This is a genomic window from Pseudoalteromonas sp. Cn5-37, assembly GCF_021532495.1.
Classification (GTDB): domain Bacteria; phylum Pseudomonadota; class Gammaproteobacteria; order Enterobacterales; family Alteromonadaceae; genus Pseudoalteromonas; species Pseudoalteromonas simplex.
Map to the genome: position 1 here is coordinate 1 of NZ_JAKGBA010000035.1, position 25,307 is coordinate 25,307.

Annotated in this window: 28 protein-coding genes; 8 read left to right on the forward strand and 20 right to left on the reverse strand. The window is 41.0% G+C overall.

The genetic code is table 11. From position 1 onward, the window contains the following. Positions 1 to 466 precede the first annotated feature (466 nt). Positions 467 to 946, forward strand: a complete 480-nt coding sequence (locus tag L1266_RS20020) for an RNA recognition motif domain-containing protein (RefSeq protein ID WP_054564068.1) — start codon at positions 467 to 469, stop codon at positions 944 to 946. Here L1266_RS20020 and murI read toward each other — a convergent pair. Then, the gene (gene murI, locus L1266_RS20025) at positions 909 to 1,703 is read right to left on the reverse strand and encodes a glutamate racemase (RefSeq protein WP_235378214.1); all 795 of its coding nucleotides are present in this window, start codon (positions 1,701 to 1,703) and stop codon (positions 909 to 911) included. The two genes, L1266_RS20020 and murI, sit on opposite strands and share 38 nt — an antisense overlap. A 66-nt stretch (positions 1,704 to 1,769) precedes the next feature. Beyond that, positions 1,770 to 2,888, reverse strand: coding sequence for a DUF5610 domain-containing protein (locus L1266_RS20030; RefSeq protein WP_235378215.1), 1,119 nt, complete (start codon positions 2,886 to 2,888; stop codon positions 1,770 to 1,772). Between the two features lie 164 nt (positions 2,889 to 3,052). On the opposite strand from L1266_RS20030, the gene trmA reads away from it, so the two are divergent. Next, positions 3,053 to 4,150: a tRNA (uridine(54)-C5)-methyltransferase TrmA gene (gene trmA / locus L1266_RS20035; protein WP_235378216.1), complete on the forward strand. Its 1,098-nt coding sequence runs from the start codon at positions 3,053 to 3,055 to the stop codon at positions 4,148 to 4,150. Positions 4,151 to 4,152: 2 nt separating this feature from the next. Here trmA and L1266_RS20040 read toward each other — a convergent pair whose 3' ends face one another. From L1266_RS20040 to ccoG, 5 genes are all read right to left on the reverse strand, one after another. Continuing rightward, a complete protein-coding gene (locus L1266_RS20040; protein ID WP_138601227.1) occupies positions 4,153 to 4,605 on the reverse strand; it encodes a DUF523 domain-containing protein in 453 nt (150 codons plus the stop codon). Positions 4,606 to 4,665: 60 nt separating this feature from the next. Further along, positions 4,666 to 5,304, reverse strand: a complete 639-nt coding sequence (locus tag L1266_RS20045) for a thiol:disulfide interchange protein DsbA/DsbL (RefSeq protein ID WP_138601230.1) — start codon at positions 5,302 to 5,304, stop codon at positions 4,666 to 4,668. A gap of 18 nt (positions 5,305 to 5,322) precedes the next feature. Then, complete coding sequence (locus L1266_RS20050; protein WP_138601233.1) at positions 5,323 to 5,946, reverse strand: thiol:disulfide interchange protein DsbA/DsbL; 624 nt, start codon at positions 5,944 to 5,946, stop codon at positions 5,323 to 5,325. A gap of 30 nt (positions 5,947 to 5,976) precedes the next feature. Continuing rightward, complete coding sequence (locus L1266_RS20055) at positions 5,977 to 6,951, reverse strand: serine/threonine protein kinase (protein ID WP_235378217.1); 975 nt, start codon at positions 6,949 to 6,951, stop codon at positions 5,977 to 5,979. A 65-nt stretch (positions 6,952 to 7,016) separates the two neighbouring features. Further along, complete coding sequence (gene ccoG / locus L1266_RS20060) at positions 7,017 to 8,447, reverse strand: cytochrome c oxidase accessory protein CcoG (protein ID WP_138619575.1); 1,431 nt, start codon at positions 8,445 to 8,447, stop codon at positions 7,017 to 7,019. Positions 8,448 to 8,725: 278 nt separating this feature from the next. Here ccoG and L1266_RS20065 point away from each other — a divergent pair, with 278 nt between their 5' ends. Further along, on the forward strand, positions 8,726 to 9,085 hold the full coding sequence (locus tag L1266_RS20065; protein WP_054554852.1) for a hypothetical protein: 360 nt from the start codon (positions 8,726 to 8,728) through the stop codon (positions 9,083 to 9,085). Continuing rightward, the gene (locus L1266_RS20070; protein ID WP_054554851.1) at positions 9,085 to 9,288 is read left to right on the forward strand and encodes a hypothetical protein; all 204 of its coding nucleotides are present in this window, start codon (positions 9,085 to 9,087) and stop codon (positions 9,286 to 9,288) included. Before L1266_RS20065 ends, L1266_RS20070 begins: the two co-directional genes overlap by 1 nt. Here the strand turns inward: L1266_RS20070 and L1266_RS20075 are convergent. The 13 genes from L1266_RS20075 to gspC all read right to left on the reverse strand — a co-directional run bounded on the left by L1266_RS20075 (position 9,285) and on the right by gspC (position 21,381). Further along, complete coding sequence (locus L1266_RS20075; protein ID WP_166339812.1) at positions 9,285 to 9,899, reverse strand: YecA/YgfB family protein; 615 nt, start codon at positions 9,897 to 9,899, stop codon at positions 9,285 to 9,287. The genes L1266_RS20070 and L1266_RS20075 overlap by 4 nt on opposite strands. A gap of 19 nt (positions 9,900 to 9,918) precedes the next feature. Next, positions 9,919 to 10,677, reverse strand: coding sequence for a type II secretion system protein N (locus tag L1266_RS20080; RefSeq protein WP_138601242.1), 759 nt, complete (start codon positions 10,675 to 10,677; stop codon positions 9,919 to 9,921). A gap of 3 nt (positions 10,678 to 10,680) precedes the next feature. Then, on the reverse strand, positions 10,681 to 11,154 hold the full coding sequence (gspM, locus tag L1266_RS20085) for a type II secretion system protein GspM (RefSeq protein ID WP_054554848.1): 474 nt from the start codon (positions 11,152 to 11,154) through the stop codon (positions 10,681 to 10,683). Beyond that, positions 11,151 to 12,362, reverse strand: a complete 1,212-nt coding sequence (gene gspL, locus L1266_RS20090; RefSeq protein ID WP_235378218.1) for a type II secretion system protein GspL — start codon at positions 12,360 to 12,362, stop codon at positions 11,151 to 11,153. Before gspL ends, gspM begins: the two co-directional genes overlap by 4 nt. Beyond that, entirely contained in the window at positions 12,359 to 13,345 is a 987-nt protein-coding gene (gene gspK / locus L1266_RS20095; RefSeq protein ID WP_138601263.1) for a type II secretion system minor pseudopilin GspK, read from the reverse strand. Before gspK ends, gspL begins: the two co-directional genes overlap by 4 nt. Before the next feature lie 11 nt (positions 13,346 to 13,356). Then, positions 13,357 to 14,031: a type II secretion system minor pseudopilin GspJ gene (gspJ, locus tag L1266_RS20100; RefSeq protein ID WP_235378219.1), complete on the reverse strand. Its 675-nt coding sequence runs from the start codon at positions 14,029 to 14,031 to the stop codon at positions 13,357 to 13,359. Beyond that, complete coding sequence (gene gspI / locus L1266_RS20105) at positions 14,031 to 14,405, reverse strand: type II secretion system minor pseudopilin GspI (RefSeq protein WP_054554845.1); 375 nt, start codon at positions 14,403 to 14,405, stop codon at positions 14,031 to 14,033. The genes gspJ and gspI overlap by 1 nt, the downstream gene beginning before the upstream one ends. Beyond that, positions 14,405 to 15,004, reverse strand: coding sequence for a prepilin-type N-terminal cleavage/methylation domain-containing protein (locus tag L1266_RS20110; RefSeq protein WP_054554844.1), 600 nt, complete (start codon positions 15,002 to 15,004; stop codon positions 14,405 to 14,407). The genes gspI and L1266_RS20110 overlap by 1 nt, the downstream gene beginning before the upstream one ends. Positions 15,005 to 15,059: 55 nt before the next feature. Then, positions 15,060 to 15,479: a type II secretion system major pseudopilin GspG gene (gene gspG / locus L1266_RS20115; RefSeq protein ID WP_054554843.1), complete on the reverse strand. Its 420-nt coding sequence runs from the start codon at positions 15,477 to 15,479 to the stop codon at positions 15,060 to 15,062. A gap of 78 nt (positions 15,480 to 15,557) precedes the next feature. After that, positions 15,558 to 16,793: a type II secretion system inner membrane protein GspF gene (gspF, locus tag L1266_RS20120; protein WP_054554842.1), complete on the reverse strand. Its 1,236-nt coding sequence runs from the start codon at positions 16,791 to 16,793 to the stop codon at positions 15,558 to 15,560. A gap of 2 nt (positions 16,794 to 16,795) precedes the next feature. After that, entirely contained in the window at positions 16,796 to 18,361 is a 1,566-nt protein-coding gene (gene gspE / locus L1266_RS20125; RefSeq protein WP_328260818.1) for a type II secretion system ATPase GspE, read from the reverse strand. Continuing rightward, entirely contained in the window at positions 18,354 to 20,417 is a 2,064-nt protein-coding gene (gene gspD / locus L1266_RS20130) for a type II secretion system secretin GspD (RefSeq protein ID WP_054554840.1), read from the reverse strand. Before gspD ends, gspE begins: the two co-directional genes overlap by 8 nt. 22 nt (positions 20,418 to 20,439) lie before the next feature. Next, positions 20,440 to 21,381, reverse strand: coding sequence for a type II secretion system protein GspC (gene gspC, locus L1266_RS20135; RefSeq protein ID WP_235378220.1), 942 nt, complete (start codon positions 21,379 to 21,381; stop codon positions 20,440 to 20,442). 206 nt (positions 21,382 to 21,587) lie between these two features. Between gspC and hslR the strand changes: the two genes are divergently transcribed. The 4 genes from hslR to L1266_RS22540 all read left to right on the forward strand — a co-directional run. Next, on the forward strand, positions 21,588 to 22,010 hold the full coding sequence (hslR, locus tag L1266_RS20140) for a ribosome-associated heat shock protein Hsp15 (RefSeq protein ID WP_138601251.1): 423 nt from the start codon (positions 21,588 to 21,590) through the stop codon (positions 22,008 to 22,010). A 12-nt stretch (positions 22,011 to 22,022) separates the two neighbouring features. Further along, positions 22,023 to 22,868 (forward strand): Hsp33 family molecular chaperone HslO, encoded by an 846-nt coding sequence (gene hslO, locus L1266_RS20145; RefSeq protein WP_187491122.1) that lies wholly within the window; start codon positions 22,023 to 22,025, stop codon positions 22,866 to 22,868. Between the two features lie 277 nt (positions 22,869 to 23,145). Next, positions 23,146 to 24,684, forward strand: coding sequence for a phosphoenolpyruvate carboxykinase (locus L1266_RS20150; RefSeq protein ID WP_138601257.1), 1,539 nt, complete (start codon positions 23,146 to 23,148; stop codon positions 24,682 to 24,684). A 520-nt stretch (positions 24,685 to 25,204) separates the two neighbouring features. Next, positions 25,205 to 25,307, forward strand: a 103-nt coding sequence (locus L1266_RS22540; protein WP_442960614.1) for a helix-turn-helix domain-containing protein, incomplete at its 3' end; no start/stop codon positions are given.

The window sequence follows — 25,307 nt, forward strand, 5'->3', positions numbered from 1 at the left end:
ACTAAGCTTCGCTGTTAGAACTCAATCTGTACGAGTGCCCACACAGATGATTGCTTTATATTGTTAAAGAACTTTGCGACGTTGTCGCTAGGGATGCGTATAATACATCCTTAATTTTTCGAGTCAATACTTAATTTCAAACTTTCTTTCGATTATTTGAAACCGAAGTTTCACTTAACTCTCTGCTACGTTGTTCAGCGTCTTTCGTTGCTGCCCGCCGTGTCAGTGGGGTCGCATTATAGGGAGATCCAAAAACAGATCAACACTTTTTTTCGATCTTTTTACTGTTCGCTCAAAAAGCGAACTAAATTTACCGAAAACAGCAAAAACGGTCGCTATTATGGCTGTTTTTTAAGCCAATATTCATAATTAATGCAAATTTCATTGCTATGTTCATTTAACTCGTTAAGATAGCAAGTTCACAATGTTAAATTAATGTTTATTTCTTGTTTATTGGTAGATCAAAATGAAATTACCCGATCAAAAATCTTTTCTTTTCTCCGTTATTCTTGCTGTTTTAGGTTTTGTTGTTGTTAAGTTCGCACTTGCAAGCTTAGCTTTAGACCCAGCATTGCTATTTGGTGCAGGCTTATTAATTGGTGCTTTGGTTATTGCAGCACTTTCATCAGCGTCAAGTGAGGAGGCCGAAGTAAAAACAAAAACACTTTATGTTGGCAACCTACCTTATCGTGCTAATGAAGGTGTTGTTCGTGCTTTATTCGAAGAACAAGGCAAAGTTTTCAATGTACGTTTATTAAAAGATAAAAATACAGGTAAACGTCGTGGCTTTGGTTTTGTTGAAATGGCTGAAGCTGATGCAGATAAAGCAATCAATCAATTAAATGATAGCGAATTCCAACAACGTACTTTAAAAGTGCGTGAAGCAAAACAAAAACAAGAGAACGAAGCTAACAGCTTTCGTGAGGGATCTGATCAGTCAGCGTAATAAGCTCAACGCTTAATTGCGAATGACCAATAGGAGCCGTTGCATAATAGTGCAGCGGCTTTTTTTTATCTGTAGTAAGAGTAAAGCCTCGTAGAGCAATTAAACTTTCAACGCGCTTAGCAATGGCTTTGCCTGAGTCAATAAGGAAGATCTGTTGTTTATAGTAGTCACTAATCGCGCTGGCTAGTAATGGAAAGTGTGTACAGCCAAGTACCAGTACATCTATATCTTCTGCTATCGCTAAATTACTCAATACTTTCTCAAGCTTTGCTTTATTGATTTTCTGTGTATGAAATAGTGTTTCTGCAATTTCTACCAGCTCAGTTGAGCCATATAAGCTGACTTGTGTGTCTTGGCTATGAGTACTAATTAAATTTGCAGTATAGCGACTCTTGATGGTTGATGGTGTTGCCAGTAAACCAATATGTTTGCTGTTACTTATAGCGCAAGCAGGCTTTATTGCAGGTACTACCCCGACAACTTCTATACTTGTGTGCTGACGAATAGTATCTAAGGCAGAGGTAGAGGCGGTATTACACGCAATAACTAGGATATCAACGTGTAAGTTTGCTGTCTCGATAAACTGTAGTAGCGCTAAAAGGCGGGCTATGATCGTTTGCTGACTTTGCGCGCCATAGGGCAATAAAGCATTGTCCATAAAATAACTATAATCAGCACCTGGAATCAATGCTTGGATCTGTTCAAGTACGGTTGTTCCACCTATACCAGAATCAAACACCATTATATGAACTGACAAACTGCTTACCTCGGATCATCAAAGGTCAGCAGTTTGCCATGCAGCTTTATAAAAAGAAAGAAAGGACTATGCCTCTTCTTCTGTTGACGAGCGTAGCTTATTCATTTGTTCGAACATTGCTTTGGTATAATCCACCAGCTTACTGACTTCTTCTTTATCTTGGTTTAACCATTGTAAGATGCCAGCCAGTTCATTTTGCAAACCAATATCGCCCGCTTTATTAAACGCCTGTTTCAAATCGTCATTAAATGGCGCTATTTTCTCAGCAACTTCTTTTTCAGGAGCAGGTTTATATTCTTCATACCCTTTAATCGCTGCTACTGTTTTGGTTTGTTTTAGATCCATGGTAAAGCCGACTAGTTGCTCGTTACCTAAGTTCAGCTCTTTAGCTTGTTCAAAGGCTTCTTCTAATGAACCAGAGAAGAATGTTTCGCTAACACTCTGCAAGTCTTCCATCAATTCATTGATAGCTTGCTGCTCTTGCTCATTTAAATCACCATTGACCGACATCGAGAATGATAAATCACGTGATTGCGAAGACTCACTGACAAAGGCTTCGTTGTCGCCATTTTTGCTATAACTGCTTGCAGACTTACTTTCGTATGCATCAGCAAAGCTAATACTAACTTCATCACCTTCAGCGGTGGTGAAAGTGTACTCCGCGTTATTACTTAAGCTGATGTATTGAGCTTGGCTGACTGAAACCGCATTAGGTTTAGGATTGAACAAGTCTTCTTCTAATTCATCAATACCTTTAAAGATACCTTCTTTAGACTTTTCGATACCCTCTTCGATGTCATCGTTAAGAATACCTGACTCTTTAAGCTCATCATACGCATCGTCGATGCCCATTTGCACACCTTTACGTGCATCACCTAGCATGCCTTTGAGTTTTTCATCATCAGCACCATCGGCTTTTGCTTTACGAAGTGCACCGCCAACAAAGTCGAGTACGTTTTTCACGATCTCTTCAAAGTCGAACAAGGGTTTATCTTTTTTCTCTTCGGCTTTAGGTAAACCAAGTGCCTCAGCAAGTTTATCATCAAGAACTTTTGCCGCGAGCTCACGACCGCGTTGTTGATAACTATCTTGACGATTTTGAATGGTAGGCTGCTGCAGAGCCTGTTTACCATTGTATTTATTCACATTTGTATTAGGCATATAGCCTAGGTTGCCAATTTTCATGATCCGACTCCATGTTATGGTTAACTCATTATCGGCCAAAAACCAAAGAACTTAAGTTTTTTGTATAAAAAAACGACACTAAAATAAATAACAAAACTAGACAAATCCTCAGCGCTCCCTACAATAGCGCCGTTATAAAGCTAAGAGATAAAAGGTAATCAGCCATGGCGGTTATAAAAATTGATACAACTCAATATGATGCACAATTGAGTGAGAAAGAGCAGCGCATCACCTCACAGTTTCGACGTTTTGGGGTCGAAAAATTAGAAGTGTTCGGCTCTGATCCTATTCATTACCGCCAACGTGCAGAGTTTCGTGTTTGGCATGAAGGTGAAGACCTGTTTCACATCATGTTTGATCAACAAACTAAAGAAAAGATCCGCGTAGATGAGTTTGACCCTGCAGCACCTTTAGCGGGTGAAGTGATGCAAGCGATGATCGAAAACTTAAAAGACAATGAAGTTCTGCGCCGTAAGCTGTTTCAAATCGATTACCTTTCAAGCTTAAGTGGTGAGATCCTTGTTAGCTTGTTGTATCACAAACAACTAGATGAGCAGTGGCTACAAGCAATTAAAGAGCTTAAAGCAAAACTGAGCACACAGTTTAAGATTGATTTTATTGGCCGTGCACGTAAGCAAAAAGAAGTGATTGGTAATGATTACGTTATCGAGCGTTTAAACGTAAACGGTAAAGAGCTTATTTATCAGCAAGTCGAAAATAGCTTTACGCAACCGAATGCAAAAGTAAACATCAAGATGCTAGAGTGGGCACAAGCGCTTTGCCAACCCCTCAATAATGACTTACTGGAGTTATATTGTGGAAATGGTAACTTTTCGATTGCTCTTGCGGGTTCATTCGACCGGGTATTAGCCACTGAGATATCAAAATCATCGGTTTACTCAGCACAATACAATATTGCACAAAACAAGGTTGAGAACTTAGATATCATTCGTATGTCGAGTGAAGAGTTCACTCAAGCAATGAAAGGCGAACGTACCTTCTCTCGTTTAGATGGCATAGACCTGAAAAGCTATAACTGCCAAACAATCTTGGTGGATCCACCACGTGCTGGAATGGACACGCTAACTTGTGACCTAGTTGCGAACTACGACAACATTATTTATATCTCGTGTAATCCCGATACCCTAGAACGTGACCTTGATCACTTATGCAAAACCCATGAAGTAAAACGTTTTGCAATTTTTGATCAATTCCCTTACACCCATCACATTGAATCAGGTGTGTTTTTACAACGTAAATAAAATCACTCTGCCAGCGCAGCAAATAGCGCTGGCAACTGCTGCTCGCTGAATACAGCTATACCATTGTCAGTTAACAGCCTTGCAGTTAACCCCATCCCTGAAATTTTCTTTCCTGAATGACTACCATCGTAAATAGTATTGCGACCACATGACGGGCTTGATTCTTTTAACAACGCATAGCGAATGCCCTGTTTTTTGCAAAGTTTAAGTGCTTGTTCTGCGCCATAAGCAAACTGCACTGTGACATCTTGCGCATCTTTGGTAAGTACTCTACCTACTTTGATTTCTGCAGGCGGCCTTGGTGTAGGTAAGCCACCAGCTACTTCAGGGCAGAATGCAACGAGCCTTTCTTGCTGTTTAAGAGTTTCTAAACCAGGATGGAGTAAGTTTTGCGATTGCCCGTCATAACGAACAGGGTTTCCTAACAAACAGCTTGAAACTAATAGTTTTTGCATTTGCTTTACCAATAAAAAAGCTCCGCAAACGGAGCTTTGAATTAAATTTAACTAATTAGCTTATTTATCAGCTAGGTAGTTAATTAAATCTGCCATGCTCTTTGCATCACTGATGCCTGAGTCCGCACCTAAGATTAAGCGATATTTACCATTAACAATAAAAGTTGGAACGCCTTTTAAAGCACCTTTTTGTTGGTAGTATTCTTGGTCGCGTTTCATTTTAGACGCCATAGTACGTACAGAAAAGCTGTTGTAGTACTTATCAAAATCTTCAGCCGATACACCTTGTGAAACAAAGATGTCTTTCATATCAGCTAGTTCGTTAATACGAGCACGCTTACCGTGAATATGATTAAACACAGCGGCTACTAACGCGTCTTTCTGTGGTAACACATTAGCCGTCGCATAACCTTGCGCTAAGATGGTTTGAATTTCTGGGTCACGAGGACCTGAAAAATCAACATGGCTCTTTTTGAATTTAACGCCATCTTTAAGAAGTGTTTTAAGCTCTTTCACAACTGGCTCGAAGTTATTACAGTGTGGGCAGTAGAATGAGAAGAACTCTTTTACTTCTGGCTTTTTAGAAGCGCGTGCATCAATCGTTTCATAATGCTTACCTTCTTCATATTGAGCAGCTGAGGCATTTGCCGCTAAACCTAGCGTGGCAGCCATTAATACAGCTTTTACTAACTTGATCATTACTTCTTTACTCCAAAATTATTGTTTTAATAAAAATTCGACTAATTCATCAAGCATCTGCTGGCTCTTGATGGTATTTAAATTAATTTTGTATTTATCATTGACGATAAAAGTTGGTACACCTGTTAAGGCGCCCATGTCTGAATATTTTTGCTGCTTATCTTGCATCGCTTTTTCAGCGCTAATCACTGGCATGCTTGCAATTTCAGCATCAAACACTTCATTACTAATACCATTAGTTGCAAGTAGTGCTTTAACGTCTTTCATGTCTTTAAGTAAGGCACGTTGTCTATGGATGCTGTTAAAGATTTGATCAGCTACTTGTTCTGCTTTGCCATGTTGCTTAGCAATTAAGTAGGCATAGCTTAAGTTACTTTGAGTTTGCTTAGACACACCGCCTAAAAAGTTAACATGACTTTTTACAAATTCAGTCCCTTCAGGAAGACTTGCCGTTAATGCTTTTGCAACTGGTTCAAACTGAAAACAGTGTGGGCAATAAAATGAAAAGAACTCGGTTACTTGAGGTGTTGCACTTTTCTCAACTTTTAATACTTCGTATTGATTACCTGCTTCAAAATCAGCAGCAAAGGCCGCAAAAGGTAAACATAAAATGAGTAGACTTAACTTTAATTTTTTAAACATTGTTCTCTCGACTTTATTAACTTTAAAAATTTATGGTAATAATTTTAATGGTGCTTCTTGTAGCGCTGCAAGCTGTTCTTTTAACGCTAGTATTTGCTGCTCCCAGTATTTGTCTTCAGCAAACCATGAAAAGTTCCGCGGGAACGCAGGATCATCCCATCTTTTCGCCAACCAGCCCATGTAATGCACCATTCGCATCGCTCTAAGTGGTTCAATCAGCTTTAATTGGCTGTGATCAAAATCGCAAAATTCTTCGTACGCTGCGACTAAAGTGTCTAACTGTAACAGTTGATTGTTACGATCGCCACTGAGCATCATCCAAAGATCTTGAATTGCAGGCCCTTGTCGGCTGTCGTCTAAATCAACAAACATTAATGCATCACCAGACCACAGTATATTGCCGGCATGACAGTCACCGTGCAGACGAATAGTTTCAACATTTTTATACTGCTGTGTGGTTTCTTTGATCACCAAATCTAAAATAGTATAAAAGGCGTTCTCTAATGCCATTGGCACCAAGTTACTTGCCTGTAACTGAACTTTAGCTGTCTTAAGATATTCGTCACAGCTGATCACAGGTCTATGTTCAAATGGCTTTGCTTTTGCTACTTGGTGCATTCGCCCAATTAAGCGGCCAAGTACATCAAGTTGATCTAAATTATCAACTTCAAAAATGCGGCCCCCCACACTTGGGAATAACGTAAACAAATAACCATCATGCTCAAATAAGCTTTGCCCTTCGATAATTACAGGTGCAACAACTGGCACTTCGGCCTCAGCGAGTTCAAATGCAAATGCATGCTCTTCTAAGATTTGCGCCTTACTCCAGCGCTCTGGACGGTAAAACTTAACAACATAACGATGGCCATCTTCTGCTTTAAATTGATAAACACGGTTCTCGTAGCTATTTAATGCCAGCAGCCCTGATTCAGCATAAACACCGATACTTTCAACCGCATCTAAAATTGAATCGGGTGTAAGGTCTACAAAACTAAATTTACTCATAATGCCTCATCATATAAAAAAAGCGGGAAAATCCCGCTTTTTATTCATTCGCTCAGTGTACTTAATTATCGCGCCTTAAAGAAGTTACTCGGCTGTGAAATCTGCACATCAGGCTCACCATCGACAGAAAGTACGAACTCAAACTTCGTCATCGGCTTTTTCAAATCATATGGATCAACAACCAATGACAGTGGCACGTTATAAGACTCGCCAGAAGGTACTGTGAAAGTTTGTTTGCCAATGTACTCAAAGTTATCAAGCCCTTCAACACGAATATTAAAAGTTTGCTGATGCTGAGCTTTGTTAATTACTTTTAGTGTATAGGTGTTTTCAACTAGGCCATTAAAGTCAACACGGTATAGCTGATTACGGTCACGGATGATATCCAACTCCATCGGTTTACGCATCGCAATATTTGCCACCAGCGCCCCTGTTAACACCACTAAGATAACTAAATAACCAATTAACTTAGGGCGCAGTGCGTGTGTTTTGTTGTCTGGCGTTTCTAAGTTGCGTTCTGTGGTGTAGGAAATAAGTCCGCGTGGGTAATTCATTTTATCCATCACCCCATCACACGCATCGATACATGCACCACAGTTAATACACTCATATTGTAAGCCGTTACGAATATCGATCCCCGTTGGGCACACCTGCACACATAAGTTACAGTCGATACAATCACCTAAGCCAAGCTCTTTTGGATCTTGCTTGCGTGAACGTGGGCCGCGGCTCTCACCACGTGCCTCATCATAGCTCACGGTAAAGGTGTCTTTATCGAACATAGCTGATTGAAAGCGAGAATAAGGGCAAATGTGCAAGCACATAATCTCGCGCATCCAACCCGCATTACCATAAGTACAGACTGCAAATACGGCTAAACAAATATACGAATACGCTGTTGCATCAAGGGTAAAAAGATCAGGTAGCAACTGGCGGATAGGCGTAAAATAACCAACAAAAGTAAACGCTGTATAAAGTGAGAATAACCACCAACTACCGTGCTTGGCGCTTTTTCGCCAAAACTTATCAAAGTCCATCGGGCGTTGATCTAGTTTCTTTCGCTGATTAGCTGTACCTTCAAACTTTTCTTCAAACCAAATAAAAATGAAAGTCCAAACAGTTTGTGGGCAAGTATAACCACACCAAACCCGTCCATAGAAAGTAGTTACTAAGAACAACGCAAACGCCGCCAACATTAAAATGAAAGCAAGGATAGTCAGATCTTGTGGCCAAAGCGTTAAACCAAAAATGTTAAACTTTTGCCCTACCAAATCGAACAGTACAGCTTGCTGGCCATGAAAGTTGATCCAAGGTAGTAGCATGAACGCAAGCATGCCGATAAAACCAATTCGCTGCCTTAACAATTGGTGTAAGCCCGTTACAGCTCGAACATAAATACGGTTACGTGGATTAAATCTATCATCGAGGGAAGCATTTTCCGGTTTCTGGATTTTTACTTCCGTTGGGATATTTTTAACCTTAATCTGATTATCCATTAAAATTCCTCAACGCCACTAGGAAATAATACTCAAACATATGTTTGCAGTAAGAGGTTTCTGTGCCAATAAGCAAATCAGAATACATCTCATTACGTTCAAAGATTTCTGAAACTTTAAATCTATATATTGCATTATACTCAATCTATGGAAAATTTCAGGGTTAGATTTCATATACGAACTTTTAACTATTTAATCGTATCTGCTTGCTTTTAAAACAACCATTTTATTAAACTTGCAGCTACCACCTATTCATTCAGATCAAAGTTTATTGGACTATGAAAAAATTTCTCATCTTAGTGCTTATAATTTTAGCACTTTTCACAATTGATCATCCTTTGATCAAAGAACCTAGGGACAGGTTACTAGGTGAGGGAGTCGGTATGATTTCTGATGCTAGTAAGGTAAACCGAAGTCCTGCCGCTAATATGGCTAAAAATAATATTAAGTCACAACTTAATTTATCAAACTCAGAGCTTGAGTATATTGAAGACACATTCACTACCGACGATAAACTACAACTCTTTCACCTTCATTATTGCCGTGAAAAAGATATTAACTTGTACTTTTATGGCGAACGCTTGAATCGTGTTTGTAGTATTGTTTCGAATGCGCTTGAAGAAAGACTAAACAAGTAATGGACTTTTCTGCTTTAAACAAAAAAACCAGCGACTCGTTTGCTAAACAACGTAATATGCTAAAGAAGCTGGGCAAGGGTCAAACCTTATACTGCGAAGAGTGTAAAGGCGCCCTCACCTTAGATTTGAAAACTGATCAGCCAGGTAAAGGCGTTGTATGCTGTGCCAAAGGTTGCACAAACATCCTACTCGAGCTGGGTTAGTTCCAGCTCTCATCATTATATAGTTGGCTATTTACAGCAACGACTTCAATTAACTCTGCAAAGCCAGCGGCGAATTCATTCATTACTTCATATTGCTGCTGGCATAGTTGCCCTTCAGATAAACCATTATCAGTTGCAAGGGCTGCAATTTCACTCGCTTCAAGGGTAAAAAAGCCTAAGCTTTGCAGAGCTGTAGCCAAGGCTTCTTTTAACTCATCAGCTAACTGTGGCGCGCTTAATAGCTTGTTAACGTAACCTTGCGCACCATGCATAAAACCTTGGCTCCAATGCTGACATTCTTGAATATCTAGGTATTGTTGCCCTTGCGAGCTCAGCTGTAGGCTCACAGGTAATGCAAAACCCGTCTCGAATACTTGTTCGCTGATCTGTTGATATAAAGCCATAAATGCAAACAGCACTTGCTCATCCATTTGCCCATCAGAACCAGGTGCAACTTCTTCTAACCACTGGTGAACATCAAGCGGCTCAGGAGCACAGATCACCGCAAATAAATAACCTTGGGTTTGCGCCAAGCTAAGCGCATCTTGATGCTGCGCTAAAAACTGACTTAAAAGCTCGCTTTGCTGCTTTGAAAACTCAGGTAATTGCATACTATTCAATTAATCCAATTTAAAAGTTAAGCGGATAACGACCTTCGTTATCAGGACGACCAAGAAACTTCGCAGCATCATGCACTTCTTTCGGTAAGCTTGCTTCAGGTTTAATATAACCAGCTACTTTAAAGTCTAGGTTCGCTTTTAATACTGCATCAGCTTCAAGCCCTAAACGGTTTTCAGGGTCTACAAGTACTGCTACATCACCGGATTTACAGCTTAAACGGCCACTTAAAGGACCAATGCTAAACCAGTTATTCATTCCTTTCACATCAATGTTCGGGCTCGCAATTTCGCCGCTTAGACTTTCACAATAAGGCTCGCCTGAACTGTACTCATCTAAATCTACAATCACACGACCTTGCGCACTAATCGGCAAAGGTAGTTGTAAACGTTGCATGGCACGTTCAACTGTTAAGCGTAAAGTGGTCTTTTTCACAGTAACCGCTTGGTTAAATAAACCGTAAGAAAAATCAGCATGGCCTGAAATATCCGCTTTATCACGAGGATCACCAAAACGTACCGTACCCACTAATTTACCTGTAAACAGTGACCACCCCGACAATTGCCAACGTACATTGTTTAATTGCTCACCATCAAAACGTACCTGCATAATGCGCCCGTCCCATAGCGTGCCACTGGCTTTACCTAATTGTAATTGCTTTGGTAAATGTGGCTTGGCTAAATCAAGTGCAACGGCAGCGGGTGTTTTTACCAGCGTAAACACCAAAAAACACATCACAAACACTGTGATTAATAAAATAACTCTTTTCATCGTTTACTTCTCTAGTACCAAACGACTTACACGCACAAAGCCTGATTTGTCATCTTTACTTAAATCTAAATTCTCGATTAGCACACCATGTGAATTAACCAGTTCATCTAACCATTCAACAAGGTTATTAAACTCAACAGAGTCAATGGTTAAACGAAGTGAATTGTCATTTGGCTGCATTTTGCTAATGATAATTTGATAACGATTACGGGTGCTATTAACGATTTGGCTTAAGCTACGGCTGCTCGTATTACGTGCATTACCACTCGCTTTAAGTTTAACAATACTTTCATCAACCCACGCCAACAGCTCTTGCTGTTTTATTGTGTCTTGCTCTGCTTTTTCGATAGCAGCGTTAAGTGGACGAAAGACCCCCATAACCAGCACAAAAATAACAAACACACCACCTGCAACCATTACAAGTTGCTGCTCTTGTTCTTTTAACGAGCGCCAATAATTGATTATTTGGTTTTTCATGCCGCACCTCGTAACTTAATTTCACCAACGACATAATCACCATCATTGTTCAGCGAGCCTTGATCTACGGTTAAGCCACGCTGTTCTAAAATTGCTTTTACTTTACTAAATGACTGGAAATCTTTGCCGCGCGCGCGAATACGTAATTCGTTACGACCTTGATCGTAGCGAAGCGTTTCTGGTGTGAAGTCGTTTACTTCACTAAAAATCGAGACAAGATCGTTAGTCAAATCTAAGAAGCCAGCAGTGCTGCCACCTTCTATCAATGCAAGTTCGCTGCGAATTTGACTACGGATAAGCTGAGGTCGCACTTTTTTATTTGGAAAAGCACGCTGATAATTAGCAACCACTTCTGCTTTTGCGGCTTCAAGCTGGTTATTTAACTTATAAAGCTCAAGCGACTTAACACCCACACTGCAAACTAGTGCAACACCTGCTGCAATAGCTGCTTTTTGCCAATAGCCCCACCAAATCGCTGATTTTTTCTTAAGTTGATAAACACCTTGGCGAAGGTTGAATTTCACTTCAGGTAACTGCTTAGCAAATAAGGCTAAAGGTAAATCGTATTGCTGCGTTTGAGCACTAAGGTTAACTGTATCAGGAAAAGCCGTTGCAGGGCTAAAGTGTGCAACATCAGGGTTACCTAATGCTGTTAAATAGCCAGCAAGCCAATTCGGCTCTACAGCGGCAATTTGCCAGTTACCCTGTTTACATAGCCACTGGCCATTAAGCTCAATAGCGCGTAACTGAGTATTGTCATCAACATCAGGTAACAATAAAGCATCCGGCAGTATTTTATATACTTCGATGCCATGCTCATTAAACTCTGCTAGCCATTGCTCAAACCATTCACGATCGGTCATCGCGATGTTAATAGCGTGCTTTTCATCAACAAGTGTTGGCTCAGCAATCGCTATGAACAAGTCATCAACATCACAGGCTATTTCTTCTTCTAGCATGTAAGGAAGTGCTTGCTCTAACTTACGGTTCCACTTAGTTGGTAGGGTAACTGTTTTAAGTTGTACCTGATCGCTTGGTAAAAGTGCGACTACTTCCCGTGATTGTGCTTTTTCTGTTAGCTCACCAAGTTGTGTTGCATTGGCAATTTCGCCGCTAGCAATTATTTCTTGTTCTATTGGTGAGTAAATTAGCCAGTTAAGGCTGTCTTTTAACGTTTGACCCGTACGGATCAACAATATCTCTGTCACTGTACGCCTCCAAATTTTCGCGCCAGTATCGTTACTGTACCATTAGTGGCATGGAGTAAGGTGGTCATCGAAAAACGCAGCTCTGCAAATTCAGCCTGCGTTTGTAGTTTAAAATATTCACTGTTGATACTGAATAGATTTTCAACGGCTTTCACGTTTTGTGCGCCTTGTTGGTTAACCTCTTCAAAAAAAGCTTCTAAATCATCATATCCATCTTGAGGACGTGATGATAATACCGCTTCAGCGCCTGAAAGGCTTAAGCCATCAATAAGCGAGCTTAATAAAATCGCACTTTCTGCAGGTAGTGTATTAACGTTTATTTGCAGCAACTCACTGCCAGGAATAACACACACAAATGGTAAGAGTTTCTCCATAACGAGTGGGTTAAAACCTTTTACCAAACGAAGTTCAGAGGTCGAAGCAAAGTAACTATTTGCCGTCATATATGGGTATTGTCGAGATAAATACTCATCTTCTTCTGCACCCGAGCGATAGGTAATACTATCTTCATCTAACCAATCAAACACACTATCGGCCATGGCTTCTTCTGATTCATCCGTTGGTAAATTCTCAATGTTTTCTAATAATGCCAACAATGCCTTATGTGCTGGGTTCGTTTTATTATTTGGATCCGTCTGCGGATCTGGTTTTACATGCAATGCATTTAAGTTTAAACATGCTTGTAAATCTGTAATCGTGCCACTTAAGGTACCATTATCAACAGGATAAGGAACCCCGCCCTGCTGCGCCCAAATTTGCTCTAAATGCGTTTTATCAGGATCATCTTTTTTAGTTTGTTTTAGTGCTTTAATTGCCAGCTCTTCAGCTGCAAAGGCATACCATTTAGCCTGTTGATGGTTTTGAATATTGCTACTACGCTGCACTTGCACCATTAAATTAGCACTCATCTCAACGGCTAACATCGCAGCCAGCGCCACAATAAATAGCACAATAACAAGCGCCGCACCTTTGGAGCGATTCATTGTAGTCATGACTAGCCACCCGTTCCGCTATTATTATTGTTATTACCATTAGCGCCGTTATTACTATTATTTGTTTGAGTAGTTACTTTGCCCTCACCTGGCACCAAAAACACGCGACGAATTGGCTCCTGTTCTATTTTTTGAATAGTGACTGCAACCGCTTTTGGCAGCGCTTTAATTTGCCACTGCTCTTGCCACTCGTCTTTGTCATCTAAAAATTCAAACTTCAGATCTTCAATATCTTCTAAAATAACTTGTGAGCGCGGCTCCATGTTATCTAGTTGATCAACATACACCCGATACACTCGTTCAAGATTATCATCTATCACGCGATAACCAACCGCTTGCAGTTCAGAGCGCGGTAATAGATTAATCGGGTTAATCCAACCATCACGAACAAACCCAATGCCATCGTATTGGCTATCAAGAACATAACGACCAGCTAGCACATACGTGTCTTGAAAATCACCGGCTTCGTTTCGAACCTGACGTTTAGTCATTTGACCAAAATCTTGGTCCATCAAACGAAATAAGGTTTGATAACCATTTAACTCAGCAATCGTCTCGTCTGAGGCTTCTTTTGCTTTGGTTGTCGAATCAAGAATTTGATGGGTCGATAACACCACAAAGGCTAAAATACCCATGGCGACAATTACTTCAAGTAAGGTAAAACCGCGTTGCTTCACTACTTATCACCTTTATTCAAATAAGTAGAAAGCTCATACACTGGGTATTCAAGCTTTTCATCGGCGAATACGTTAATGGTGACCTTTACAAAGGTTTTATCAGCAGTAGGAACCACATCCTGACGCCAGTACCATTCAAAACCAGCGAGTGTTTCAGTGCCTTTGACGCCACTTTTGCCTGTCCATTTATCGCCTTTAGCGCGCTGCTCAACCATTACGTTCTCGGCAACCCAAGAAGCATAAGTTTGTTCTTCAATCGACGATAGGTGATTAATGTGCTCACCGGTTGCCTGCATTGCGGCAATACCGGCCATTGCACAAATAGCCAAGGCAACCATCACTTCGAGTAAGGTAAAACCTGCTGACTTATTCATTACTCAGGCTCCATACGAAACTTTACCGGGGCCATAAATTCGCCTTCGATAAAATACTGTGGTTCACGCTCATCTTTAAGCTCGTAAATCAATTGAAACGCACTGACTTCGCCAGAAGATAAAATAAGGACTTGCGGTATTTTGAGCTTTTGCAGCTCAAGTAAGCTGTCTTCGTCACCACCGCTCATTAATTCACGCCAGTTGGACTGCTCTAGCAAGTTATCTTGTGCCCAGGCTAAATCATCAAGGTTAAGAGTGAGTTCAAAGCGCTCATCAACCTTAATTGGGGCAAACAATTTTTCACGGTCAAAAGTAACCCACTTATCACCGTCAAAAACTAAAAATTCAAATGTATCTTGGTCAAGATGAAAGCCCAGCTCAACCTGATTTAAAATCGCAAACTCAGACGCCATATTAATCGTAGTATGTAATCTGAGCGCTTGTTTTTCGAGTTCTTCTTCAGCACCACCATCAAAACTGTAGGCAACCATTTTGGTGACAAAACCAATCACCACAAGCACCATTAATATTTCGATGAGGCTAAACCCTTTCGCGTGCTTAGCACGGCCAGCCAAACGCAAACGACCAAGGCTTACCATAATAGTAAGCCTTGATGTGTATAAGCTTTGTTCAGTTGGCTGAATTTAGGCATTATTACTTTTCTTCATCCCAGTTACCGATGTCATCATCAGTACCTGCTTCACCATCAGGGCCCATTGAGAAGATATCAATTTTACCGATTTCTCCTGGGCTGATTAGCTGGTAAGGATTACCCCATGGATCTTCTGGTAACTTCTCAAGGAAACCGCCATCAGGAAAACGCTTTGGAATTGGCTCAATGCTTGTTTTATTCACTAGCGCTTCTAAGCCTTGTTCTGTGGTTGGATACGCTTTGTTTTTAAGCTTGTATAGGCTTAACGCATCTTCAATTTGTTGAATATCTAAGTGTGCTTTATCGATTGCAGCTTCTTCTTGCTGACCCATGATATTTGGCGCCACAATTGACATGATCATACCGATAATAACCAGTACTACCATGACTTCTAGTAATGAGAAACCTGACTGTTTGTTCACAAAAATACCTCTAACTTTCTTCAAAAATTTATTATAGAGCGGCAGTGTTAGCTGCTAATTGCTCTAGTGTTCCCTAATTTAAAGACCTACAGCCTTATTCATTGCCATAATCGGCTGTAGTATTGCCATAACAATAAACAATACAATTACCGCCATTGAAGCAATCATCGCGGGCTCTAATAGTTTCAGAGACACGTTTACCATGCTCTCAAACTCACGATCTTGGTTATTTGCAGCACGTTCCAGCATTTGCTCAAGTTCACCTGATTTTTCACCACTGGCTATCATGTGTAGCATCATAGGTGGAAAAAGCTTGGTTTGCTGAAGTGAAGCACGAAGACTCGCCCCTTCACTTACACGTGTTGCAGCATCTTGCACTGACTTTTTCATTTTTTCGTTAGCCAGTACACCACCTGAGATACGCATCCCTTCAAGTAGCGGCACTGAGCTTGACGATAAAATACTTAAAGTTCGGGCAAAACGCGCCGTATTAACACCGCGAGCTACCTTACCAATGCCCGGTAAATGAAGCACTTTTTCGTCATACCAGTAACGAATATGCGGCTGCTTAAGCGCTTGCTTAATGGCCACTGCTAACACGGTTATAATGACTAAACTAATAAACCAGTAGTTTTGCACAAAATTACTGGCGGCCATTACCCATTCAGTCGTCCAGGGTAATACTTGTTTTGACTTTTCGAAGGTCTTTAAAATTTTTGGTACCACGGTACCTAATAATACAGAGACAATCGCAATAGCAAATACCACAAGAATGGTTGGATACACCATCGCCTGTGTGATTTGACTACGCATATGCTGACGTTGTTCCGTGTAATCTGCTAAACGATTTAAAACTTGGTCTAGGTGACCCGATTTTTCACCAGCTGCCACCATAGCGCGATACAAATCATCAAATACATGCGGAAACTCACTCATGCCATCTGCTAAGGTATAACCTTCAACAACCTTTGAGCGCACTGCCATAAGCATGCGCTTTAAACGCGGCTTTTCACATTGCTCAGCCACCGCCATGACAGCCCCTTCAACAGGTAATGCTGACTGGATTAAGGTTGCAAGCTGACGAGTGATTAGTGCTAAATCTGAAGTCGAAATTTTTGGTTTAAAGAAACTCCCAAATAATGAGCCCTTTGCCCCAGTCGCTTGCTTTTCACCTTCTGCAGCAGCAACGACCTCTAAAGGCATTAAACCTTGATCGCGCAAAGTTTGGCGGATTTGCTTTACCGTATCGGCTTCAAGAATGCCTTTTTTCTCTTTACCTCTGCCGTCGAGGGCACGGTATTCAAATGCTGCCATGATTAACCTTCCTCACGTGTTACACGCAAGACTTCTTCTAAGGTAGTGCGACCTGCAAGTACGCGATTACAGCCATCTTGGCGAATACTTGGGCTATGTTTACGAATGTACTTCTCAACACTTTGTTCGCCTTTACCGCTGTGGATCATTTCGCGAATTGTTTCATCAACAACCAGCAACTCATGAATACCAGTACGACCGCGATAACCATTAAAGTTACACTCTTCACAACCAACTGCACGATAAATTGTTGGCGACTCAGCAGGATTGACACCTAATAACTGACACTCGCGCTCATCAGCAATGTGACCTTCTTTACAGCTATTACATAAAGTACGCACTAAGCGTTGTGACAATACACCGAGTAACGATGATGACAGTAAGAAAGGCTCTACGCCCATGTCTTCCATACGCGTGATAGCACCAGCAGCCGTATTAGTATGCAGTGTTGACATAACCAAGTGACCGGTTAATGACGCTTGCACACCAATTTGTGCTGTTTCAAGGTCACGGATCTCACCCACCATTACGACGTCAGGGTCTTGACGAAGGATGGCACGTAAGCCTCGGGCAAAGGTCATATCTACCTTGGTATTAACCTGAGTTTGACCAATGCCTGGGATCTCGTACTCGATAGGATCTTCAACGGTAAGAATATTGCGGTCCCGTGAGTTGATTTGGCTCATACCCGCATATAAGGTGGTACTTTTACCAGAACCCGTAGGACCGGTTACTAAGATAATACCGTGCGGCTTACTGATTAAATCAGCAAACAATTCACGGTTACGCTCAGTCATACCTAAATCTTCTAGGTTCAGGCGTGCGTTGTTTTTATCAAGTAGACGTAGCACGACACGCTCACCAAAGCTTGATGGCATAGTCGATACACGCACATCTACGGCACGACCAGCAATACGCAAACTAATACGGCCATCTTGCGGAATCCGCTTTTCAGCAATATCTAGTTTCGCCATAACCTTAATACGCGACACCAACAGTGAAGCGAGTTTACGATTCGGCTTTAAAACTTCTTTTAATACGCCATCAACCCTAAAGCGAATTACCAGCTCTTGCTCAAAGGTTTCGATATGAATATCTGAAGCACCTTCTTTAATTGCTTCGCTGAGCATCGCGTTTATCAGCTTGATGATTGGCGCATCATCATCACCTGCAAGGAGATCTTCAGTTTGCGGTAACTCATCTGCAAGCGAGAATAAATCAACCTCGTTGCCGATATCTTCCATCATTTGCTGTGTTTCAGAACTATCACGCTGATAAGAAGCCTCAAGCAACAGCTCAAATTTATCATCAGGTAATTGTTCTAGCGAAAAACCATGACCCGCAATACGACGCACCTCAAGTAAAGCGTTAACATCCAACTCACCGCGGTAATAAACTGTCCAGTTGTCTTGATCTTTACCCAACAGCACACCTGTGCGACGCGCATACGAAAATGGCAACCGCTTAGTTGGCAAGCTAACAAGATCATCACTTGTTAGCAGCTCATCATGATTAGCTGATACGTCTGATGCTAGCTCGTCATTGATTTCAGAAATTGCATTAGTCATCATTGCGCTCATTCGCGTTTTGTTGTTTTAGATATTCTTCGTAAGTTGGTGGTAATACTAAGGCATCATCCCACTCTGGAAGAATTGGCGCATCTTCTAATGGCATTAAATCAATACCATCTTCTTTTTGTTTGTGTTGTTCGCCACGGATAAAGTTATATTTTGAGTGGCTTAATTTATTCATGCTGATGCCATCGCGAACAATGGTAGGACGAATAAATACAATCAGGTTACGTTTACGCTTACTGGTGCTGGTTGAGCGGAATAAATGGCCAAGTACTGGAATATCACCTAATAATGGCACCTTAGAGACACTTTCTTGCACATCTTCATCAATCAAGCCGCCCAGTACAACCATACCACCATCATCAGCCATAACCGTGGTTTTAATGGCACGTTTGTTTACTGAAATATCGACCGCAGTAGCACCACTCACACTCGACACTTCTTGCTCAATCGTTAACTGAACTGCTGAACCGTCATTGATTTGTGGTGTCACTTTAAGTTTTACACCTACTTCTTGACGTTCAACTGTTTGGAATGGATTCGCATTATTTGAGCCTGTTTGCGAACCTGTGATAATCGGTACTTCTTGACCAACAATCATTGATGCTTCTTCGTTATCCATGGTCGTTACAGACGGCGTAGCAAGAATATTAGAGTTTGTATCGGTTGAAACAGCTTGAATAATTGCACCCCAATCGTTTTTAACAATCCCCATGGCTAAACCATTGATACCACCTAGTAATGAGGCAAGTGCCGTTAAGTCACCTTCTTGTGTTTCAGAAGTCTTGGTGACTGTACCAGTTTCGGTACCTACAACCGTACCTTCAATCGTTTTATCGCGTGCTTGCTCAGCTGCAACGGCTAACGAACCAACTGGTACTGTTGTGCCGTTGTTAAACTGCATCATTCCGCCTTGCTCTGAAATCCACTGTAAGCCTAAGTTGATACCATCAGCTTCTAAAACTTCAACAATGATAGCTTCAACTAAAACTTGCGCACGACGCACATCAAGACGCTCAATTACTTGCTCAAGCGAGCGCATGGTGTCAGGCTGTGCAGTAATAACAAGTGAATTTGAATCAGGGTGTGCTTCAATACTTGTTTCGTTTTGATTACGAGAGCGCGTTTTAGTTGCACCGCCTTGCGCATCTTCTGCTAGTGTTTTGCTTACGCCCTGCAATACTTTTACAAGGTCTTCTGCTTTGGCGTAATTAAGGTAGATAACTTTAGTGTTACCTTGGTTTTCTAATTCACCATCTAAACGGCTAATTAATTCAACAGCACGAGTACGCGCTTGCGCTTCACCACTGACAATCACACTGTTAGTTCGACCATCAGCAACTACTTTAGGAATTAGAAATTCTGGAACGCTTCCTTTACCGCCATCTTTATAAATATTCTCAACAACAGACACTACATCATCTGCGGTAGCAAACTTAAGCTTTACAATATCAACACGCTTGTCACCAGCTTGGTCAACAGAGCGGATAATTTCTACTAAGCGGTTAACTGACGCTGCATGGCCGGTCAACATCATCACGTTCGCAGCATTAAAGTTAGCAACGTGGCCGCCATCTTTTTGATCGCTAAATTGACGAACCAGCGGGCCAAGCTCTTGTACGCTTACATTTTTAACACGTACAACTCGCGTTACCATCATATCGCCACTGGCTTGGTTATCCTCAGTGATAAGCGGTACATTTGACTTTTTAGCGTCAGAACTTTTTTCAATTTTGATAATACCGTTATCCATCTCTACAGCTGAATAACCATAAACCTCAAGTACATTTAAAAAGAACTGATAATAAAGCTTTTCATCCATTAACTCATAACTGCGCACATTTACTTTGCCACGCACATTTGGGTCAATAATGACGGTTTTATTTAAATTTTTACCAACGATATTAATAAACTCATTAATATCAGTGCCTTTAAAATTAGCCGCATACTCAACAGCTGAAACTGAAAGCGATAATCCTGTTAATAAAAAAAGCGCTGCATATTTAGCTAACCCTTTTTTGATTTTTGTGAGGTGTAGCGCGTGAACCATTCTATAAAAACTCCAAAGCTAGTTATTGCAGGCTAAATTGCACATCAATTTGCTCACCATCGCGTTCGATAGTGATACTTGCGTCAGTACTATTTCGTAATTCGTTTATTGCTGACATTGCCTGTTTCAAATCATTTAATTGATAGCCATTAATCGCAATAGCTAAATCATTATTCATTAATCCCATTTGCTTGAATAAATCAGGATCTTTACCTGGGCTTAAGCGGTACCCCACTAACTCGCCATCAACCATCGCTTGAGAGACGCGAATGTAGTCAAATAGTTTACCGGGATCGTCTAATACTTCTTCACGCGTTTCGATGAGCGCTTCTTTTACCTCTTCATCTTCAGTCGCATTTATTTCATTATTTTCGACAAGCTGAGGGCCTGCAGTTAATTCTGATTTATCACGCTCTGCTAACACTGGCATAGACACCGTTTTCGTAAAATCGAGACCATCAAGCATTAACGTTTCAAAACGACCGCTAACATCTAAAATTACTCGGTCAGGTAATACTTGAGCAAGCTTGGCGCGAGTGCCTTTAATTGCATCATCGACAACATAGGTTTCTTGTTTTCCTTGAGATTCGATAATAGCAAGACCTGCTTGGTCATTTTGGCTTACAGCAACAATGCCGGTTAGGTTAATACTGAGACGTGTTTCAGGGGCGTTGTTAATGACTTGATTTTGTTTAGCAGCAGACTTTCTAGTTTCGACAACAACTTTGCCGAATAAATTTTGCTCAATTATTTGTCGAGAACTGACAGTCTCAACTCGCTTTGCCATGGAATTAACACCTGTTACTGGCAATGCGCTTGTATCGGGTTCTGGCCATACAAGCCAAAACAGCTTGGATGACAAAAAAGCAATGTAAACAACAACTAACAGCACTACAAATGCACTTAGCTTGGCATGAGGTAAGCCGTTCAAAAACTGTTTAACTTGTTGTAAGTGTTGATCCATAAACTCTATTTCTTATTTTAATTTACTGCTTGATAGCTGGCCTATAGTACCTTTTCATTTTTCATTCAACAAGCACACGTATATTAAACTTTGTAAACAAGGTAAATTCAACGAACAGGGGCTGCAAGGAATAACTATGACTGTTTCTTTGTGATTAAGTTTCATGGTAAATTTTGCCTATATATCAGCAGCTATAAAAGAGCACAATTGTGTCAAAAGGTAACACTCATAAGTCACAAGACAAACAAGACGAATTAAGCGTGCGCCTTGATAAATGGTTATGGGCTGCCCGCTTTTACAAAACCCGTTCAATAGCAAGAGACATGGTGCAAGGTGGCAAAGTGCATTATAATGGACAACGTACCAAGCCCAGTAAAATTGTCGAGGTAGGTGCAGTAGTTAAACTACTACAAGGGGTCGATGAAAAGGTAGTGACAATTGAAAAGATCCTTGAAAAACGTCAAGGCGCCCCCATTGCACAAACCTTATACCAAGAAACTCAAGCAAGCATTGAGAAACGCGAAGCAAATGCTATCGCCCGTAAGAACAACAGCTTCTTTGCTCCACATCCTGATCGTAAACCAGATAAAAAGCAAAGACGTGAACTGTTAAAAATGAAATCAAGTTAGGTAATGCAACTCATGCAACAAGATTTACTTCATCGTTATATATTTGATCAGCTCGATGTACGTGGTGAACTCGTACAAATTGAAAACACTTTTCAAGAGATGATCGCAAACCATAATTACCCAGCACCTGTGCAAACCTTATTAGGTGAACTACTTGTTGCTACCTGCTTATTGACGGCTACTTTAAAGTTTGAAGGCGAAATTGCCGTTCAACTACAAGGCGATGGCCCAGTAAAATATGCCGTAATTAATGGTGACGATAAACAAAATATGCGAGGCATCGCACGCCTTCAAGGTGAAGTAACCGGTAGCTCAATAAAAGACTTAATTGGTAATGGCTATATGGTCATTACAATTACGCCGACTAAAGGTGAGCGATACCAAGGTATTGTACCGTTAGAACACGATAGCTTAGATAAATGCCTTGAAAACTATTTTGAGCAATCTGAACAATTAAAAACACGTCTTTGGTTTGCAACTGAAGTAACGACAGATACAGCAAAAGCAGCTGGCTTATTCTTACAAGTATTACCCGTTAATAAAGAAAAGTCGGTAGAAGACTTTACTCATCTAGAAGCTATTAGCAACACAATCAAAGATGAAGAGTTACTAGGTTTAGATGCTAACACTGTGCTGACTCGACTTTACCATGAAGATAATCCTCAGTTATTCGAACCACAGTCTATTAGTTTCCGTTGTGGTTGTAGCAGAGACAAAACAATTGCTGCACTAGTTAATGTAGGTCAAAACGAATTACTTGCCGACGTGCAAGCAAATGGTGAAGTAAAAATTAGCTGTCATTATTGCTTAAAAGATTACATATTCAACGAGCAAGATATTAAAGCCATTTTTAATTAATACATCATAATAAATATTATTATATTCAAAGCCGCCATCAGTGCGGCTTTTTTATTAAAAATAATATCAAAACTAATGATACCGGTGTCATGAAAATGCGTCATTTTATGACACCGGTATCATTGAAATTATTCATGTTTTTTGCCAAATATATGCCTTTTTAGGCCCTTCAGACACTCGAATATCCCTAATCCTTCTGTTACTATTATTTTAGCAAAAGGGAAAACTAAGAACCCCAGAGCTATCCCGTTCAATCTCTCACAATTTAGGTATAAACATGACTGCAAACGCTACTAGTTTTGTTGATCTTACAGCAGCTGAACTTGTCGAACACGCTATTCGTCGTGGCGAAGGGACTCTAGCCGCTAATGGTGCTTTTGTTGCTAAAACCGGTGCTCGCACTGGCCGCTCTCCAAAAGATCGTTTTATTGTTCAAGAGCCAAGCACTGAAAACGAAATCCAATGGGGCAACGTTAACCGCCCATTCGATGCAGACAAGTTTGACGCGTTATGGGCACGTGTAGAAGAACACGTGAAAAGCAACGACCACTTCATCTCTCACCTAGAAGTTGGCGCTGATCCTGAGCACTATTTACCAGTTGTAGTTACAACAGAAACTGCATGGCATCATATTTTTGCCAAAAACATGTTTATCGAGCCTCAAACATACAATACTGCAGACTTCCCTGAGTGGCAGGTAATGAATGTACCTTCATTTGTATGTGACCCAGAGCGTGATGGTACTAACAGTGATGGCACTGTAATCATTAACTTCGCACAACGTAAAGTTCTACTAGCTGGTATGCGCTACGCTGGCGAAATGAAGAAATCAATGTTCTCTGTACAAAACTTCCTACTTCCTGCAAAAGGTGTATTACCAATGCACTGCTCTGCAAACGTAGGTGAAGCAGGCGACACTGCGTTATTCTTCGGTCTATCTGGTACAGGTAAAACAACATTATCTGCAGATCCTACTCGCTTCCTTATTGGTGATGACGAGCACGGTTGGGCACCTGGTAGCGTATTTAACATCGAAGGTGGTTGTTATGCTAAATGTATCGATCTTTCACAAAAGAACGAACCAGTTATTTGGAATGCAATTCGTTTCGGTACAATCTTAGAAAACGTGGTACTTGACGAAAACCGTGTACCAGATTTCCATGATACAAGCCTGACACAAAATAGCCGAGCTGCTTACCCACTAGAGCACGTTGAAAAACGTAAAGTAGAAAACCGTGCTGGTGAGCCAAAAGCCGTTGTATTCTTAACATGTGACGTAAGCGGTGTATTACCACCAGTTTCAGTACTAACTGAAGAAGCTGCTGCATACCACTTCCTAAGCGGTTACACAGCGAAAGTCGGTTCAACTGAAATCGGTTCTACAAGCGACATCGAGTCTACATTCTCAACATGTTTCGGTGCTCCTTTCTTCCCTCGTCCTGCTGGCGTTTATGCAGAGCTTCTAATGAAGCGTGTACGTGAATTCGGCGCTAAAGTATACCTAGTTAACACAGGTTGGACAGGTGGCCCTTACGGTACTGGTCAACGCTTCGATATCCCGACTACACGTGCTGTAGTTGATGCAATCGTATCAGGTAAACTGGCAGATGTTGAAACTCAACACATCGACGTTCTAAACCTAGATGTACCAGTGGCTGTTCCTGGTGTAGACAGCCAACTTCTTAACCCAATCAATACATGGGAAGATAAAGAGAAGTACGCAGAATATGCAAACAAACTAGCTTCTGACTTCACTGAAAACTTCGCTAAATACGATGTTTCAGAAGCAATCAAATCAGCAGGTCCAAAAGCTTAATACCAAGCTTACCCTCAGATTAAAAAACGCCAGCTATATGCTGGCGTTTTTGTTTTTGGTTCATAAGCTGATGAGTTGCGAGTTGCTAGAGTAAAGTTAGCGAGTTAGCAAGGGGAAAGTTTTAAGGCCTGGCGTAGGTTGGGTAGAGCGAAGCGAAACCCAACATAAAAAGAGCTATCAGCTTTCAGATGTCAGCGAACAGCCGCGCGGTGTGGTTTTTTGGGTAAGAGTCTCCCTAAGCAATAAAGCCCTGCCAAGGCACTTCAGAGTTGTCTATTAGCAAGATAAAGCTTGAAGGTCTGGCGTAGGTTGGGTAGAGCGCAGCGAAACCCAACAGCGTGGTAATTCGTCATGCACAATGAAGAGGTAAAGTTCATTAATAAAAGACGAATTATACCATTCCGCTTAAATATCTGATCTAATATAGGCTATATAAAATCACCGGCTAATAACATTGAATTCAAACATATCTGAACAGCTTTTAGCGCTTTCTCGAAAAGAACCAAACGCACGAAAACGCATGCGATTGCTCGCAGTGTCTTTATTTTATGAGGGTAATAGCCGAACCGATATTGCAAAACGTCTAAACACTGCAAGAAGTAGTGTGAATAAATGGGTTTCTA

Bases quoted from the DNA above. Each gene is read 5' to 3' on its own strand.
- gspF (WP_054554842.1), bottom strand. From the start codon at position 16,793: ATGGCAGCATTTGAATACCGTGCCCTCGACGGCAGAGGTAAAGAGAAA.
- L1266_RS20075 (WP_166339812.1), bottom strand. From the start codon at position 9,899: ATGCAATTACCTGAGTTTTCAAAGCAGCAAAGCGAGCTTTTAAGTCAG.
- L1266_RS20050 (WP_138601233.1), bottom strand. From the start codon at position 5,946: ATGTTTAAAAAATTAAAGTTAAGTCTACTCATTTTATGTTTACCTTTT.
- L1266_RS20080 (WP_138601242.1), bottom strand. From the start codon at position 10,677: ATGAAAAGAGTTATTTTATTAATCACAGTGTTTGTGATGTGTTTTTTG.
- gspD (WP_054554840.1), bottom strand. From the start codon at position 20,417: ATGGTTCACGCGCTACACCTCACAAAAATCAAAAAAGGGTTAGCTAAA.
- gspK (WP_138601263.1), bottom strand. From the start codon at position 13,345: ATGAATCGCTCCAAAGGTGCGGCGCTTGTTATTGTGCTATTTATTGTG.
- gspI (WP_054554845.1), bottom strand. From the start codon at position 14,405: ATGAATAAGTCAGCAGGTTTTACCTTACTCGAAGTGATGGTTGCCTTG.
- gspM (WP_054554848.1), bottom strand. From the start codon at position 11,154: ATGAAAAACCAAATAATCAATTATTGGCGCTCGTTAAAAGAACAAGAG.
- hslO (WP_187491122.1), top strand. From the start codon at position 22,023: ATGCAACAAGATTTACTTCATCGTTATATATTTGATCAGCTCGATGTA.
- ccoG (WP_138619575.1), bottom strand. From the start codon at position 8,447: ATGGATAATCAGATTAAGGTTAAAAATATCCCAACGGAAGTAAAAATC.
- gspC (WP_235378220.1), bottom strand. From the start codon at position 21,381: ATGGATCAACACTTACAACAAGTTAAACAGTTTTTGAACGGCTTACCT.
- L1266_RS20030 (WP_235378215.1), bottom strand. From the start codon at position 2,888: ATGAAAATTGGCAACCTAGGCTATATGCCTAATACAAATGTGAATAAA.
- L1266_RS20040 (WP_138601227.1), bottom strand. From the start codon at position 4,605: ATGCAAAAACTATTAGTTTCAAGCTGTTTGTTAGGAAACCCTGTTCGT.
- L1266_RS20055 (WP_235378217.1), bottom strand. From the start codon at position 6,951: ATGAGTAAATTTAGTTTTGTAGACCTTACACCCGATTCAATTTTAGAT.
- L1266_RS20045 (WP_138601230.1), bottom strand. From the start codon at position 5,304: ATGATCAAGTTAGTAAAAGCTGTATTAATGGCTGCCACGCTAGGTTTA.
- gspE (WP_328260818.1), bottom strand. From the start codon at position 18,361: ATGACTAATGCAATTTCTGAAATCAATGACGAGCTAGCATCAGACGTA.
- L1266_RS20110 (WP_054554844.1), bottom strand. From the start codon at position 15,004: ATGGTAAGCCTTGGTCGTTTGCGTTTGGCTGGCCGTGCTAAGCACGCG.
- L1266_RS20150 (WP_138601257.1), top strand. From the start codon at position 23,146: ATGACTGCAAACGCTACTAGTTTTGTTGATCTTACAGCAGCTGAACTT.
- trmA (WP_235378216.1), top strand. From the start codon at position 3,053: ATGGCGGTTATAAAAATTGATACAACTCAATATGATGCACAATTGAGT.
- L1266_RS20020 (WP_054564068.1), top strand. From the start codon at position 467: ATGAAATTACCCGATCAAAAATCTTTTCTTTTCTCCGTTATTCTTGCT.
- L1266_RS20070 (WP_054554851.1), top strand. From the start codon at position 9,085: ATGGACTTTTCTGCTTTAAACAAAAAAACCAGCGACTCGTTTGCTAAA.
- L1266_RS20065 (WP_054554852.1), top strand. From the start codon at position 8,726: ATGAAAAAATTTCTCATCTTAGTGCTTATAATTTTAGCACTTTTCACA.